The 14,291-nt window shown below is 71.5% G+C and carries 14 protein-coding genes; 6 read left to right on the top strand and 8 right to left on the bottom strand.

Annotated features, from left to right (window positions below; translation table 11 throughout):
* Positions 1 to 34: 34 nt before the first annotated feature.
* The 4 genes from ABD989_RS06340 (at position 35) to ABD989_RS06355 (ending at position 2,785) form a co-directional block, all read left to right on the top strand.
* Entirely contained in the window at positions 35 to 307 is a 273-nt protein-coding gene (locus tag ABD989_RS06340) for a metal-sensitive transcriptional regulator (protein WP_345312828.1), read from the top strand.
* A 32-nt stretch (positions 308 to 339) separates the two neighbouring features.
* Complete coding sequence (locus tag ABD989_RS06345; protein WP_246992402.1) at positions 340 to 735, top strand: DUF302 domain-containing protein; 396 nt, start codon at positions 340 to 342, stop codon at positions 733 to 735.
* A complete protein-coding gene (locus ABD989_RS06350; RefSeq protein WP_246992404.1) occupies positions 732 to 1,658 on the top strand; it encodes an alpha/beta hydrolase in 927 nt (308 codons plus the stop codon). Before ABD989_RS06345 ends, ABD989_RS06350 begins: the two co-directional genes overlap by 4 nt.
* A gap of 149 nt (positions 1,659 to 1,807) precedes the next feature.
* Positions 1,808 to 2,785 (top strand): hypothetical protein, encoded by a 978-nt coding sequence (locus ABD989_RS06355; protein WP_345312829.1) that lies wholly within the window; start codon positions 1,808 to 1,810, stop codon positions 2,783 to 2,785.
* 260 nt (positions 2,786 to 3,045) lie between these two features.
* On the opposite strand, the gene purD is transcribed toward ABD989_RS06355, so the two are convergent.
* On the bottom strand, positions 3,046 to 4,299 hold the full coding sequence (purD, locus tag ABD989_RS06360; RefSeq protein WP_345312830.1) for a phosphoribosylamine--glycine ligase: 1,254 nt from the start codon (positions 4,297 to 4,299) through the stop codon (positions 3,046 to 3,048).
* A gap of 10 nt (positions 4,300 to 4,309) precedes the next feature.
* Entirely contained in the window at positions 4,310 to 5,521 is a 1,212-nt protein-coding gene (locus ABD989_RS06365) for a low temperature requirement protein A (RefSeq protein WP_246992410.1), read from the bottom strand.
* 52 nt (positions 5,522 to 5,573) lie between these two features.
* Here ABD989_RS06365 and ABD989_RS06370 point away from each other — a divergent pair, with 52 nt between their 5' ends.
* Both ABD989_RS06370 and ABD989_RS06375 read left to right on the top strand, forming a co-directional pair.
* On the top strand, positions 5,574 to 7,670 hold the full coding sequence (locus ABD989_RS06370; RefSeq protein WP_246992411.1) for a RecQ family ATP-dependent DNA helicase: 2,097 nt from the start codon (positions 5,574 to 5,576) through the stop codon (positions 7,668 to 7,670).
* 59 nt (positions 7,671 to 7,729) lie between these two features.
* On the top strand, positions 7,730 to 8,350 hold the full coding sequence (locus ABD989_RS06375; RefSeq protein WP_246992413.1) for a TM7S3/TM198-like domain-containing protein: 621 nt from the start codon (positions 7,730 to 7,732) through the stop codon (positions 8,348 to 8,350).
* A 39-nt stretch (positions 8,351 to 8,389) separates the two neighbouring features.
* Here the strand turns inward: ABD989_RS06375 and ABD989_RS06380 are convergent, their stop codons facing one another.
* The 6 genes from ABD989_RS06380 to ABD989_RS06405 are packed head-to-tail and all read right to left on the bottom strand — an operon-like array spanning position 8,390 to position 14,154.
* Positions 8,390 to 8,827, bottom strand: a complete 438-nt coding sequence (locus tag ABD989_RS06380; protein ID WP_246992415.1) for an HIT family protein — start codon at positions 8,825 to 8,827, stop codon at positions 8,390 to 8,392.
* Positions 8,828 to 8,836: 9 nt separating this feature from the next.
* Entirely contained in the window at positions 8,837 to 10,234 is a 1,398-nt protein-coding gene (locus tag ABD989_RS06385; RefSeq protein ID WP_345312831.1) for a sensor histidine kinase, read from the bottom strand.
* A gap of 25 nt (positions 10,235 to 10,259) precedes the next feature.
* The gene (locus tag ABD989_RS06390) at positions 10,260 to 10,973 is read right to left on the bottom strand and encodes a response regulator transcription factor (protein ID WP_345312832.1); all 714 of its coding nucleotides are present in this window, start codon (positions 10,971 to 10,973) and stop codon (positions 10,260 to 10,262) included.
* A 52-nt stretch (positions 10,974 to 11,025) separates the two neighbouring features.
* Entirely contained in the window at positions 11,026 to 12,207 is a 1,182-nt protein-coding gene (locus tag ABD989_RS06395; protein WP_345312833.1) for a winged helix DNA-binding domain-containing protein, read from the bottom strand.
* The gene (locus ABD989_RS06400) at positions 12,188 to 12,589 is read right to left on the bottom strand and encodes a RidA family protein (RefSeq protein WP_345312834.1); all 402 of its coding nucleotides are present in this window, start codon (positions 12,587 to 12,589) and stop codon (positions 12,188 to 12,190) included. Before ABD989_RS06400 ends, ABD989_RS06395 begins: the two co-directional genes overlap by 20 nt.
* On the bottom strand, positions 12,586 to 14,154 hold the full coding sequence (locus ABD989_RS06405) for a carboxylesterase/lipase family protein (RefSeq protein ID WP_345312835.1): 1,569 nt from the start codon (positions 14,152 to 14,154) through the stop codon (positions 12,586 to 12,588). Before ABD989_RS06405 ends, ABD989_RS06400 begins: the two co-directional genes overlap by 4 nt.
* Positions 14,155 to 14,291 lie beyond the last annotated feature (137 nt).

Below are 14,291 nucleotides of genomic sequence, written 5' to 3' on the forward strand. Positions count from 1 at the left end.
TTGACCAGTCGCAGACCGAAGAAAGGACGCGACCATGATCGGCGACGAAGAAGAAGTCACCAGCATCGTGAACCGGCTCCGCCGCGCGCATGGACAGCTGGCCGGAGTAATCGGCATGATTGAGGACGGCCGGGACTGCAAGGACGTCGTGACTCAACTCGCGGCGGTATCCCGAGCCTTGGACCGCGCAGGCTTTAAGATCGTGGCGACCGGACTTCGCGAGTGCATGCTCGACGACGCCGACCGCCCCGCAGGCGAGAATCTGGACGTGGCGCAGCTCGAGAAGCTGTTCTTGGCCCTGGCTTGACCCGTACCGGCACTGACGACGAAGGAGAAGACATGGAACTCGCCCTCGCGACCAGCACCACGGGCACTGTGCCCGAGGTGGCCGACCGCGTCCGCGCGGCACTGTCCGAGCAGGGTTTCGGCGTGCTCACCGAGATCGACATGTCGGCCACGCTCAAGACCAAGATCGACGTCGACATGGAGGATTACCTCATCCTCGGCGCCTGCAACCCGCCGTCCGCCTACCGCGCCGTGAGCGCGGAGAAGCAGATCGGCCTGTTGCTTCCGTGCAACGTCGTCGTTCGTCGTGACCCCGACGACGTCGACCTCATCCACGTGGAAGCCATGAACCCTCAGCTCATGGTGAACGTGGTCCCCGACAACCCCGGTCTGATCGAGGTCGCCGACGAAGTGGCAGTGAAGCTGCAGGCTGTGATCGACGCCCTGTGACCGATCTGTTCACCGGACCCACCCGGCGGCGCTTCTTGGTAAGCGCCGCCGGTGTGGCGTCTCTGGCCGGTTTGTCCGCGTGCGGCATCGCGCACACCGCCACCGACCCCGAGGGCCTCGACGGCCGCGGCGGCGATGACGAACTGCCCACCCAGACTCAAGCCCCGAACGCCCCCGGCGGACCCGCCGTGATCACCGGCTCGTTCAAGTCGGCCAAGATGGCTGGCCGCGAGACCAAGTGGGCCGTCGCCCGTCCCAGCGGCGTGACCGGCACCCTGCCCGTGGTGCTCGTGGCGCACGCGTTGAACACGGACGAGAGCACCATCTTCAGCTCGTTCATGGACATGCAGGGCGTGCTGCAGCGGTACGTCGACGCCGGTGGCCCGCCGTTCGCGCTGGCCGCCGCCGACGTGGGCCGCAACTACTTCCATCGTCGCAACGACGGCGCCGACGGCGGCGCCATGATGCTCGACGAATTCCTGCCCATGCTGGGCGAGAACCAGGAGCTCGACCTCCGCACCGACCGCTTCGGCCTCTACGGCTGGTCCATGGGCGGCTACGGCGCGCTGCGGATGGGCGCCATGATCGGCGCCCCGCGCGTGGCCGCGATCGCCGTCAGCTCCCCCGCGATGTGGGCCGACCCGACGGCCTACCCGCCGCGCGCCTTCGACTCGTACGAGGACTACCTGGCCAACTCGCTGTTCGGCCAGCAGCAGGCGTTCTCCCGGATCCCGGTGATGATCTCGATCGGCGCGGCCGACCAGTTCTACACCTACACCCGGCAGTGGGCGGCCGAACTCCGTCCGCCCGCCGCCTTCGGCACCTCCCCCGGCGGCCACACCACGCGCTTCTGGCGTTCGGTGATGCCCGAGCAGGTGGAATTCCTCGGCCGCAACCTCGCCCTATCCAGCCCTTCGGCGTAGGTCTCGCTGCGGCGTCGTCGACCCCTCTGACCTGCGGGGAGGCGGGGCGGCGGGGTGGGCGACGGAGCTGTGGACAACCCCGACGGCACCGTGCGGGCCTGTGGACAGGGCCGAGGTGAGGGTCGTCGAGCGGGTGTCTGCTGCCTGGTATGACACCGACGAAGCTCGACTATCCCGTCGACCGCCACGGCCTGATCCGACGCGACCTCACCGTCGAGGCGGGATTCTCCGACCACGACCTCGCTCACTCGGTCAAGACCAAGCAGCTGATCCGCCTCACCAGCGGCGTCTATCGCGCGCGGATCGACGTCGACCCCGAAGACCGCACCGCGGTGGCCGAGGCGGAGATCGAGGCGTTCCGGCTGAAGAGCCTCGCGATCGCGACGGGCCGGGACCACGGCGGCAACACGGCCCTGAGCCACACGTCGGCCGCGATCGTGCACGGGCTGCCGCTTCTGAAACCGGAGCTGGAGATGGTGCACCTCACCAACGGTGAGATCGGCGGCGGACGAGCACGCAAGAACTCCCTCCTGCACGCCAGCGATCTGCCCGCCGGAGATGTGGTGAAAGTCAACGGCGTCTGGATCACCAGCCTGGCGCGCACCGCGGCCGACGTCGCCCAACTCGCACCGGCGCACGATCCGCTCGCCTTCTCCCAGGCCATGACCGTGTTCGACGCCGCGCTGCGGGCCGGGGTCGACCGGGACGAGCTGGCGGCGCAACTGGATCGACGACGCCGCCGCGGCACCCGCGTCGCGAAGGCGGCGCTGCCGTGGGCCGACCGGCGGGCGGAGTCGGTCGGCGAATCGTGGGGTCGTGCGCAGATGATCCAGCGCGGGCTGCCGGCCCCGGAACTTCAGGTGGAGTACCACGTCGGCGGCGAGACCCACCGCGTCGACGGCGACTGGGAGCGCAAACTCGTCTGGGAGTTCGACGGCCGCGGCAAGTACCAGCGGTACCTCGCCGACGGCGAGACCCCGGCCGACGCGTACTGGCGCGAGAAGAAGCGCGAGGACGCACTGCGCTCGCTCGGCGTCTTCGTCGTCCGGACGTACTGGGACCTGATGGAGCGCGGCCGGGCCGTCGACCCGATCGAACGCGCCCTCTTCCACCTCGGCCTCTGCTGAGCTCGCCCGTCGTCGACGCTGCCCCACCGTCGCCCCCACCCCGCCTAGCCCGCGAGTCGCGACGCTAATCGCGCCTCGCTCCCCGGGCTCCGAGCGCGAGGCGGCAGCAGGGTCGCGACACGCCAGAGGGGCGGTGTGCGCGCACCCTCCGCCGCCGAACCCGCACGTCGCGACGCTAATCGCGCCTCGCTCTCCGGGCTCCGAGCGCGAGGCGGCAACAGGGTCGCGACACGCCGGAGAGGGGGTGTGCGCGGCGGGGTCTACAGAGAAATGCGGCCCTGCTCGGCGGCGAGGCCGATGTCGGTGCGGAAGTGGGCGCCGGGGAGCTTGACGGCTGCGAGGCGCTCGTAGGCCTGGGCGCGGGCGGCGGCGAGGTCAGCGCCGCGGCCCACCACCGACAGCACGCGGCCGCCGGCGGAGACCACGCGGTCGTCCGCGTCGAGCTTGGTGCCCGCGTGGAGCACACCCTCGCCGTCGGACCCGACGATCACGTCGCCGGTGCGCGGGGTGCTCGGGTAGTTCTCGGCGGCCAGTACCACCACGACGGCGGCACCAGGATGCCACTGCAGCGGCGCCAGCTGCGCCAGGGTGCCGGTGGCGGTCGCGTTGAGCGCCTCACCGAGCGGGGACTCCAGCAGTTCCAGGACCGCCTGCGTCTCCGGGTCGCCGAAGCGGCAGTTGAACTCCACCACGGCCGGGCCCTCGTCGTCGACGGCCAGCCCGGCGTACAGCAGCCCGTTGAACGGGGTGCCGCGCTTGGTGAGCTCGGCGGCGACGGGCTTGCACACCTCGTCGACGATCCGGTCGACCATCGCCTGCGGCAGCCACGGCAGCGGCGTGTACGCGCCCATGCCGCCGGTGTTGGGGCCCTGGTCGCCGTCCCCGACGCGCTTGTGGTCCTGCGCGGGCAGCAGCGGCACCACGGTGTCGCCGTCGACCAGACAGAACAGCGAGACCTCGGGTCCGGACAGGAAGCTCTCCAGCAGCACCGGATGGCCGTGCTCCAGGCAGTCGGCGGCGTGGGCGCGAGCGGCGGCGCGGTCCGGGGTCACCACGACGCCCTTGCCCGCGGCCAGGCCGTCGTCCTTGACCACCCAGGTGGGACCGAAGCGGTCCAGGGCGGCGTCGAGGTCGGCGGGATTGTCGACGATCTCGGCGCGCGCGGTGCGCACCCCGGCGGCGGCCATGACGTCCTTGGCGAACGCCTTGGAACCCTCGATCTGTGCGGCGGCGGCACTCGGGCCGAAGGTCGCGATCCCGGCGGCGCGCAGCGCGTCGGCCACGCCGAGCACCAGCGGCACCTCGGGACCGATCACCACCAGATCGGCGGCGAGCTGCTGCGCCAACGCGACCACCGCCTCGGCGGAGGCGACGTCGACGGCGTGGTTGGTGGCCACCGACGCGGTGCCCGCATTGCCGGGAGCGGCGTGCAGCTCCGTCACCGACGGGTCACGCTGAAGTCCAAGAAGCAGGGCATGTTCGCGGCCGCCCGAGCCGATCACGAGTACTCGCACGTCGTTCAGCCTAGTGCGTTCGGTACCGGAGCCGGGAACCGAACTCCACCACCAGCACGGCCAGCACCGGCGCCAGGCAGCCGACCACCGTCGCCACGAGCAGCCCGCCGCCGACCGCAGCGATCACCGCGCCGACGAGCAGCGGCACGGCCGCGGCCAGCAGCAGCGGAACCAGCCGGTGGTCGAGCCCGGCCAGGAAGTAGTACATGGCGACGGTCCCGAAACAGAACAGCGCCAGCGGGATCGCGACCGAGCCGTACACGGCGAGATCAGAGATGGCGGTCTCGCCCTCGAACCAAAGCGCGATCAGGTGAATGCCCGAGCCCACCGCCGCGCACGCCACCACGATCACCATGCTGCCGTAGCCGAACACGAACGAGCGGTGCTTGTTGCGCTCCAGCGGCCGCCCCACGTCGAGCCGGAAGTACAGCCACCACATCGCGAACGTCACGCCCATCGCGGTGAGCCCGAGGACCGCCGTCTGCAGGCTCCAGCCGGTGCGGCCGATCAGCGCCTGCAGCACCGCGACGGTGCCTACCACGCCCTCGCCGAGGGTGATCACCACCAGCGTCGAATAGCGTTCGACGATGTGCCCGGCATGCCACGGCGTCGGGGTGAATCGGGTCTCCGCCAGACCCGGGCCCAGCAGTTCCACGGCCATGCAGATCGCGATGCCGATCAGGGTGGGACCGAGCGTCAACGGCACCGCCGCCACCACGATCCATCCGAGCTGCGCGAGCGCGGTCATGCCCGCGTAGGTGAGGCAGGTGGCCCGATAGTCCGGCGCCTGCGCGGCCGCCCGCAGCCACTGCGCGATCATCGCCGCGCGCATCACCAGGTAGCCGACGATCACCACCACGAGGTCGACGTGCGCGTCGGCGTCGATGGACGCGAAGACCGGCGGCATGCCGATCGCGATGATCGCCACCCCGATCATCTGCACCAGCGTGAGCAGGCGGTACAGCCAGTCGTCGGTGTCGAAGGCCGACGAGAACCACGCGAAGTTGATCCACGCCCAGACCGCCGCGAACGTGGCGATGCCGTAGCCGAGGATCGCGGACCGGAAGTGCCCGTCCGCCAGGTACTCGGCCAGCTGGACACCGGCGATGGAGAAGGCGACCACGAAGACGAGGTCGTAGAACACCTCGAGTCCGCTCGCGGCGCGCTGCTCCTGCATCGGATCGCGGCCGCTCATCCGCCGCAGACTCGTCGGAATGCTCACTCGGAAAAGCGTAGACCGGTGTTCGTCGTACCCTGCGGATAATCTCGACGACATGCAGACGCGCAGCTTGTCCAGCCGGGACCGTCCCACCGCCGACGCGGTGATCACCGCGCTGGCCGGCCCCGACGCCCGCCTGCGACCGGATCAGGAGACCGCCGTCGCCACGCTGGCCACGCCCGGCTCCCGAGCCCTGGTGGTGCAGGCCACCGGGTGGGGCAAGTCGGCCGTGTACTGGGCCGCGACCGCGGTGATCCGCGCCAACGGCGGCGGGCCCACGCTGATCGTGTCGCCGCTGCTGTCGCTGATGCGCGACCAGGTGTCCGCCGCCACCCGCGGCGGTCTGCGCGCGGCGACGCTGAACTCGTCGAACGTCGACGAGTGGTCGGCGATCGAGGACGACCTCACGTCCGGCGCCTTGGACGTACTGCTGGTGTCCCCCGAGCGGCTCGCCAATCCCGGTTTCGGCCGCCGCGTCCTGGACGCCCTGGCCGGCCGCCTGGGTCTGGTGGTGATCGACGAAGCGCACGCCATCTCCGACTGGGGTCACGACTTCCGGCCCGACTACCGGCGGGTGGCCGACGTCCTGCAGCAGCTCAACCCGCAGACCTCGGTGCTGGCCACCACCGCCACCGCCAACGAGCGCGTCACCGCCGACGTCGCCGCGCAGCTAGGCGCGGCCACCCTGGTGCTGCGCGGGCCGCTGGCGCGAAAGTCCCTGCACCTCAACGTGATCGACGGCCTGTCGCCGATCGAGCGGTACGGCTGGGTGGCCGATCAGATCGCCACGCTGCCCGGTTCCGGCATCGTCTACGTGCTCACCGTGGCCGACGCCGACCGACTGGTCACCGCCATCAAGGCCCGGCACGGCGACGACTACCCGGTGGCCGCCTACACCGGCCAGCTGCCCGCCGACCAGCGCCACGGGCTCGAGGACGACCTGCTGGGCAACCGCGTCAAGGCACTGGTGGCCACCTCCGCGCTCGGCATGGGCTTCGACAAGCCCGACCTCGGTTTCGTGGTGCACGTGGGCGCGCCGCCGTCCCCGGTGTCGTACTACCAGCAGGTCGGTCGTGCCGGGCGCGCGCTCGACGAGGCGGTGGTGGTACTGCTGGCCTCGCGCATGGACGAGGCGGTGTGGGACTACTTCGCCACCGCCACCATCCCCGACCCGCAGCGGATGGACCGACTGCTGGCCGCCCTCGCCGAATCCGACGGCCCGGCCAGCGTCCCGCAGCTGGAGGCGCGCACCGGCATGCGCCGCACCCGCGTGGAGCTGGCGTGCAAACAGCTGGCAGTGGACGGCGCCACCGAACGCACCCCCGACGGCTGGGTGCTCACCGGCGCCCCGTGGACGTACGACGCCGAGCACTACGCCGGCGTCCTCGCCGTGCGCCGCCGCGAGGCCGAGATCATGCGCGCCTACATCGGCGGGCGCGACTGCCTGATGAAGCTGCTCACGCAGGCGCTCGACGATCCGCTGGCGCAGGACTGCGGCCGCTGCAGCGTGTGCCTCGGCCATCTCACGCCGGGCCTGTCCGCGCAGGTGCCCACCGAGACGCTCGGCATCATCTCCGCCGCGCTGCGCGGTCAGGCGCAGCTGCTGGAGCCGCGCAAGATGTGGCCGGGCGGGGTGTTCGGCAGCCGCGGCCGGATCCCGGCCGGGCAGATGGCCGAGGCCGGCCGGGTGCTGGCCTTCGCGGACGCGCCGCAGTGGACCGACACCCTCGCCGCCGCCCGCCAGTCGGGCGAGGCGGCCGAGACCGCACGGACCGAACTGACCCGCGCCGCCGTCGCGGTGCTGGCCGAGTGGGGTCGCGCCGGGGTCAGGCCCGAACTCATCTGCGCGCTCGACCTGGGGACCGGGCTGGCCACCGACCTGGCGCGTCGTCTCCGCGACATCGGAAAGCGCGCGGACAGCGCCGACTTCCCGGTGACGCCCGGGCCCGGACCGGGCCGCGATGCCAACGGCGCCGCCGACGCGGCCCACTGGCGCGACCGGCTGGGTGCGCCGCCGCAGCTCGACGGCGCGAGCGTGCTGCTGGTGATCGACGAGACGTCGTCGACGTGGCCGATCACCCTGGCCGTCGCCGCCCTGCGCGAGGCCGGCTCGGGTCCGGTGCTCCCGCTGCTGGTGCACCAGACCGTGTAACCGAGTCCCCTGCGGGCAACTCCGTCCGCGCAGGCCCCGCGTACTCGTACGATCAAACGATGTCGACCATCCTCATCGGAATTCTGGCGCTCGTGGCCGGAGCACTGTTCTGCTTCTACGGGATCGTGGCCATGCGCGTGGTCATCGCGGCGTGGGGCGCGTTCGTCGGGTTCAACGTGGGCGCCGGCCTGGTGTCGGCGGTGAGCAACGACGGGTACCTCGGCACCGCGGTCGGCTGGATCGTCGGCATCGTCGTCGCGCTGCTGTTCGCGTTGCTCGCGTACCTGTACTACGCGGTGGCGATCACCCTGGCGATGGCCTCGATCGGCTTCACCCTCGGCACCGCCGTCATGGTGGCCTTGGGCATCGACTGGAACTGGCTGATCATCCTGATCGGCGTCGTCGCCGGTGTGCTGCTGGCCTGGCTGGCGCTGGCCGTCGACCTGCCGGCGGTGGTGCTCGTCGTGCTCAGCGCACTCGGCGGCGCGACCGTCTTCGTCGCCGGGCTGATGTTCCTCACCAACAGTCTGACCACCGCCGAGGTGAGCCGCGGCACCGTCACCGCGACCATCGGCGCGCACTGGTGGTGGTGGCTGATCTACGCGGCACTCGCGCTGGCCGGGGTCGTCGCGCAGTCGCGCCTGATGGGATCGGGCGACGACGCACGACAGCGGTGGTGAGCCGGGGCCGCGGCCCCGCACACCACCGCTGAGGCGGAACTAAGCGGTCGGCTCGTCGGGCACGTTCTCCTGGTAGCCCATGGCGCGCAGCGAGGCGCGGATGCGGCGGGCCGACTCGTCGAGGACGGCCGGGTCCGGGTTCTGCTCGGCGGCCCGCAGGTCGAAGAGCTCCTCCGACCAGGCCGGGAACACGTGGATGTGCAGGTGCGGCACTTCCAGACCGGCGATCAGCAGGCCCATCCGCGGCGCGTCGTAGGCCTTCTGGATGGCGCGGCCGACCATCTGCGAGACGCTCGTGAGGTGCGTGAAGGTGGGGGTGTCGATCTGCTCCCAGTGATCGATCTCCTTGCGCGGCACCACCAGCACGTGGCCGGGCGTCACCGGGTTGATGGTCAGGAAACCGACCGTCTGGCCGTCCTTCCAAATGAACCGGCCGGGCAGTTCGCCATTGATGATCTGCGTGAAAATCGATGCCATGCCTCAACCTTAGTCCGGGGCGTCCAGGCGCGGCAGCATGAACCAGAACCGCGCGCCCTCGCCTTCGCGGGAGGCCACGCCGACCGTGCCGTCGTGCGCGGCGATCAGCGCCGCGACGATCGACAGCCCCAGCCCGCTGCCGCCCGCCGTGCCCGACCGGCGCCGTGACGCGTCCCCGCGATAGAAGCGATCGAAGACCTGCGCGGCCTCGTCCTCGGACAGCCCGGGCCCGGTGTCGATCACCTCGACCCGCGCCTGCGTGCCGACGACCGACACCACCACGCGGATCGGTTGGTCCGACGGCGCATGCCCCACCGCGTTGCCGATCAGGTTCCGCACCACCTGCGTGAGCCGCGCCGCGTCGGCTTCCACCACCGGACCGCCCTCGGCGTGCTGATGTTCGACGACGATCTCCCGCCCGTCGGCGGCCACGCGGGCCGCGGCCACGGCGTCGTCGACCAGCACCGACAGCTCCAGCGGCGCCTTGGCGAGCGGGCGCTGCGCGTCCAGGTGCGCCAGCATCAGCAGGTCCTCCACCAGCAGACTCATCCGGTCCGCCTCCGCGGACAGGCGCGCGATGCCGTCGGCCGGGTCCGGCGTCATGCCGCTGCGGATCAGGTCGGCGAAGCCCTTAATCGACGTCAGCGGCGTACGCAGTTCGTGCGAGGCGTCGGCGACGAACCGCCGCATGCGCTCCTCCGATGCGCGCGCCTGCTGCTCCGACGCCTCCGTCGCCGCGAAGGCCTCCTGGATCTGGCCGAGCATGGTGTTCAGCGAGGCGGCGAGGCTGCCCACCTCGGTGCCGTCGGGCATGTCCGGGATGCGCTGGTTCAGGTCGCCCGCGGCGATCGCGTGGGCGGTCTCCTCGACGCGTCGCAGGGGACGCAGCGCCGAGCGCACCAGCAGGTAGCCGGCCGCACCGACCACGGCCACCACCACCGCGCCGATGCCCACCTGCAGCCAGATGAGCCGACTCATCGTCCGATCGACGTCGCGCAGCGGGGTCGCCACCGTCACGGTGCCCGCACCCGCGGACCGCTGGATCACCCGCCAGTGCGGGCCCTGCCCGTCCGAGTCCACGGTGGTCGGCCCGACGTCGCCTGCGGGCAGCTCGTCCAGGTCCGGGGTCCACGGATAGTCGCTGGTCACCGAGCTCCCGAAGGGGCCACCGGTCACTTGCACGTAGTAGCTCGACGGCGGGCGCCGCGGCCCCGGACCGCCCCGCGGGCCGCCCTCGAAGCCGCCGCGACCGGGCCGCGCCCAGGTGTCGGTGGCTTCGACGAGGCCGCTGTCGACGCGGTTCAGGAGGTCGTCGTGCATCGCCGAGGTCACCGCCACCCCCGAACCGGCCAGACCGAGGATCACCAGCGCCAGGGTCGCCAGCACCAGCGAGATCCGAAGCGGCACACCGCGAAACACCCGGGGCCGCATGTCAGCCCCGCGGCTCGCGCATCACGTAGCCGACGCCGCGCAGGGTGTGGATCAACGGCTTGTCGCCGGTGTCGATCTTGCGCCGCAGGTATGAGACGTACGACTCCACCACGTTCACGTCGCCGCCGAAGTCGTACTTCCACACGTGTTCGAGGATCTTCGGCTTGGACAGCACCGTCCCGGCGTTCACCATGAAGTAGCGCAACAGCGTGAACTCGGTGGGCGACAGCGACACCGGCACACCGGCTTTGAACACCTCGTGGGTCTGGTCGTCGAGCTCCAGGTCGGCGAAGCACAGGCGCGTGGGCTCGCCGTCGTCGTCGCCGAAACCGCTGCGCCGCAACAGCACCTGCAGTCGTGCCACCACCTCTTCGAGACTGAACGGCTTGGTCACGTAGTCGTCGCCGCCGATGGTCAGCCCGGTGACCTTGTCCTGCACCGAATCTCGCGCGGACAGGAACAGGGCGGGGGCGTCGATCCCGTCGGCGCGCAGTCGACGCAACACCCCGAAGCCGTCCATGCCGGGCATCATCACGTCCAGAATCACCACGTCCGGGCGCACCGACCGCGCGAGGTCGATCGCGTTGTGCCCGTCCACCGCGGTGGTCACGTCGTAGCCCTGGAACTTGAGCGAGACCGACAGCAGTTCGCGGATGTTCTCCTCGTCGTCGACCACGAGCACCTTCGCTGGACGGTCGGGAGCAGCGGTAGACATGTGCCCATTCTGTACCGCGGCGCTGGCCGATACCTGCCGGATTCCTGTCAGGTCACTGTGAGTCGCGGTGTCGCCGCATCAGCGGCGACGGGAAGCCTGCCACCGGCCGCTGGTCCCCGAGCCACTCGGCGAGTTCGTCGGCGCGCGCCCGCAGCGCCCGCTGCGCCGACGCCGGGACGTCCTCCAGCAGCAGGATCTCGATGTCCGGGCCGTCCGGCCGCTGCATCCAGCCGCCCACGATGCGCCCGTCCCACCAGGCCGTCTGACCGCCGTTGCCGGTGCTGTCGAACAGGTCCGCGGCATGCGCCCCGAGGTAGAAGCCGCGCTGCTTGTAACCCATCGTGGTGGGATCGAGCGCGGGCAGCAGGAGCGCCCGCGGGGGCACCTCGTCCAGGTCGGCCAGGTCGTCGGGCAGCAGGTACCCCACGTCGCCGGACTCGAGGTCCACCTCGAGTCCGTCGAGCTCGGCCAGCGCCTTGCGGACCGCGGTCTTGGTGGAACCCAGCCACCACACCAGATCGGTCTCGGTGCCCGGCCCGTAGGCGTGCAGCCAGCGGCGCACCAGTTCGACGTGCCCGCGGTGGGCGTCCAGGGGCTCCAGTTCGGCGCCGAGCCACGAGGTCATCGACGTCCACGTGTTGCGCGCCTGATGCCAGGGCGCGGTGCTCACCCCGCGCACCACGTCGCCGCGCGCGGTCAGCAGGTTCACCACGCGCGGCAGGAGCGGCGACGGTCCCCCGTACGACTTGCCGGGCGAGACCTGCACCGACACGTCGAACTCCGCGAGCGCACCCCGCAGCTCCGGAGTGCTCAGGCCCCGGTCGGTGAGGGCCTCGACCACCGCGTCGCAGGCCGCATCGATCCAGCCGTCGGGATCGGGAAAGTCGTTGCGCCGCATGTCGCGCAGCAGATTGGTGCGTTCGGAGGCGGCCACCCGCGCGCCCACGGCGCCGACGGCCGCGGCCAGCAGCGGCCGCGTCATGACGAACAGTGTCCGGCGCATCACCAGGTGCTTGACCAGCGACCGGTCCTCGTACAGCGCGGCCTCGAGGCGTTCCGGGCGCATGCTCGCCTCGCGCGCCCACGCCGACAGGTGCACGGTGGACGGTGTGGTCGCGTGCAGCCCGACGACGGCGTCGGCCAGCTGTTCCGGCGAGGCTCCCGTGTCCCCGGCGAGGAGTTGCCGGTGCTGCAGGCGCGCGCGACGCTGGGCGTCAGAGACGAACGGCCGCAACGGCTTGCACCTCCACCAGTTGGCCCGGGTAGGGCAACACCGTCACCCCCACCACGATCGCCGGGGGCGTCGCCGGCCACCACCGATCGACGATCTGCCACACCTGACCGAGCAGCTCGCGGCGGTCGCCGGCCACGTACACGGTCAGCGACGCGACCGTCTCGGCGGCGGCGCCGCCGGCGGCGAGCACGGCGTCCAGCTGCGCCAGGGCGCACCGCGTCTGGGCCTCGGCGTCGTCGGGCGCGACGAGCTCACCGGCGTCGTCGAGGGGCGAGATGCCCGCCGTGAACAGGGTGGCACCGGCGTCGACCACCGCGCCGTGGACGAACCCGCCGTCGTGCAGGGGCGCGGCCCGAAACGGGCGGACCCCGGGCCCGCTCACCGGAAGCTCAGCACTTCATCGCCCCAGGCGCGCAACAGGTTTCGGTCCAGGCTGGTGACCGGGGTGTCGGTGGCCCCGATCAGCAGCGAGTGCTGGTCGGCGGGGTCGTACGGCTGCCACCGGGCCGTCGAATCCGCCGAGGTCGGGTTCCCGGTGGCCGCGAAGCCCAGCCAGCGCTGCTGCATGCGGGTGGTCACGGCGAGGCCGGTCTTGCGGCCGCCGAGCCGATAGCTGATGTCGGCCTTGCTGGAGGCCGGGTTGCCCCAGACGTACGGCAGTTCGGTGGCGTGGGTGGCGCCGATGCCCAGCGCCCGGAAAAGCGGTGTGGCCCAGTCGTATCGGTACAGGTAGACGGGGGCGCGATGGCTGTGCGCCTCGGCGATCCACACCGCGGGCATGCGGAAGGCGAGGTCGCGGGAGACGCCCATCGACCGGGCACTGCTCTTCTCCGGGTCGCGCACGCGCCCCGGGTACGCCTCGGCGACGACGTCGTCGGCGGGGATCGCCAGTTCCGGCCGCTCCTGCGCGATCAGCTCGAACATGGCGTCCACCTGCGCCCCGGTCACCGGCATCAGCGGCGTCTTCATCCATTTGAACAGCGAGGTCTCGTCGCGGTTGGTGCCGATCAGCAGCGGGACGTCCAGGGCCCGGCCCTCGCGGATCGCCTGCAGCGGATGCTCGGGCACCAGGTCGCCGTCGACCACCGGCGTGTAGGCGATGGTGCCCGCGTAACGGACCGGCACCTCGTTGAACACCCGGACGCTGGCGTCCACGAGGGCCTGCACCGGGAGTTCACGCAGCTGCGCGGGGGTGACATCGGCCGGGGCACCCAGCTCGGTGAGCAGCATGTCGGTGTGCCGAAGCCCGCGCTCGAGGTGATAGACGCTGGTGGCCGGGGAACTCTGCGAGATGGCCCGCGCGAACAGCCCCTCGGCCGCGGGCACCGCGAGCAGCGTCGTCACCAGTCCGCCGCCGGCGGACTCGCCGAAGACCGTCACCTGCTCGGGGTCGCCGCCGAAGCGTTCGATGTTCGCGCGCACCCACCGGAGCGCCTGCAGCACGTCGGACAGGCCGCAGTTGCTGTCGCCGATCTCCTCGCCCCACTCGGCGAAGCCCAGCGCACCCATCCGGTAGTTGAGGGTGACCACCAGCGCGGGCTGGTCCTCGCGTACCGAGGCCCGCACCAGCGCCGCTCCGTCGTACAGCGGCTGACTGCCGGAGCCGCAGATGTACGCCCCGCCGTGCAGCCAGACCAGTACCGGCCGCCGTGCCTGGCCGACGGCGGCTCCAGCCGGGGCCCAGATGTTCAGGTACAGGCAGTCCTCGTCCTGGGAAGCGCCCGTGCCGAGGTCGATCACCGGCATCGCCGGTTGCGGGCAGACGTCCCCGAACGAGGTGGCCGCGCGCACCGTCGTCCACGGCCGCGGGTCCCGGGCGCGACGCCAGCGCAGCTCGCCCACCGGCGCCTGCGCGTAGGGGATGCCGCGCCAGACGTGGACGTCGTCGTCGGCGACTCCCCGCACGGGACCGAAGGTGGTTTCGACGGTCACTTCCTCGATGCTCACCTGCACCAGTGTGCCGGATGAGGGCCGTCGACGACGGTGGGATGACACCCGCCACAGTCCGCGTCCGCCGACGAGAAGATCACGGACGCGCCGCACGGAAAAGCCGCATTTCAGGGCTCAATAATCCCGCACGCTGC

Source organism: Gordonia alkaliphila (assembly GCF_039542465.1).
GTDB classification, from domain to species: domain Bacteria; phylum Actinomycetota; class Actinomycetes; order Mycobacteriales; family Mycobacteriaceae; genus Gordonia; species Gordonia alkaliphila.

Coding starts and splice junctions, on each gene's coding strand:
- ABD989_RS06355 (WP_345312829.1), top strand. CDS start 1,808: ATGACACCGACGAAGCTCGACTATCCCGTCGACCGCCACGGCCTGATC.
- ABD989_RS06345 (WP_246992402.1), top strand. CDS start 340: ATGGAACTCGCCCTCGCGACCAGCACCACGGGCACTGTGCCCGAGGTG.
- ABD989_RS06390 (WP_345312832.1), bottom strand. CDS start 10,973: ATGTCTACCGCTGCTCCCGACCGTCCAGCGAAGGTGCTCGTGGTCGAC.
- ABD989_RS06340 (WP_345312828.1), top strand. CDS start 35: ATGATCGGCGACGAAGAAGAAGTCACCAGCATCGTGAACCGGCTCCGC.
- ABD989_RS06370 (WP_246992411.1), top strand. CDS start 5,574: ATGCAGACGCGCAGCTTGTCCAGCCGGGACCGTCCCACCGCCGACGCG.
- ABD989_RS06380 (WP_246992415.1), bottom strand. CDS start 8,827: ATGGCATCGATTTTCACGCAGATCATCAATGGCGAACTGCCCGGCCGG.
- ABD989_RS06375 (WP_246992413.1), top strand. CDS start 7,730: ATGTCGACCATCCTCATCGGAATTCTGGCGCTCGTGGCCGGAGCACTG.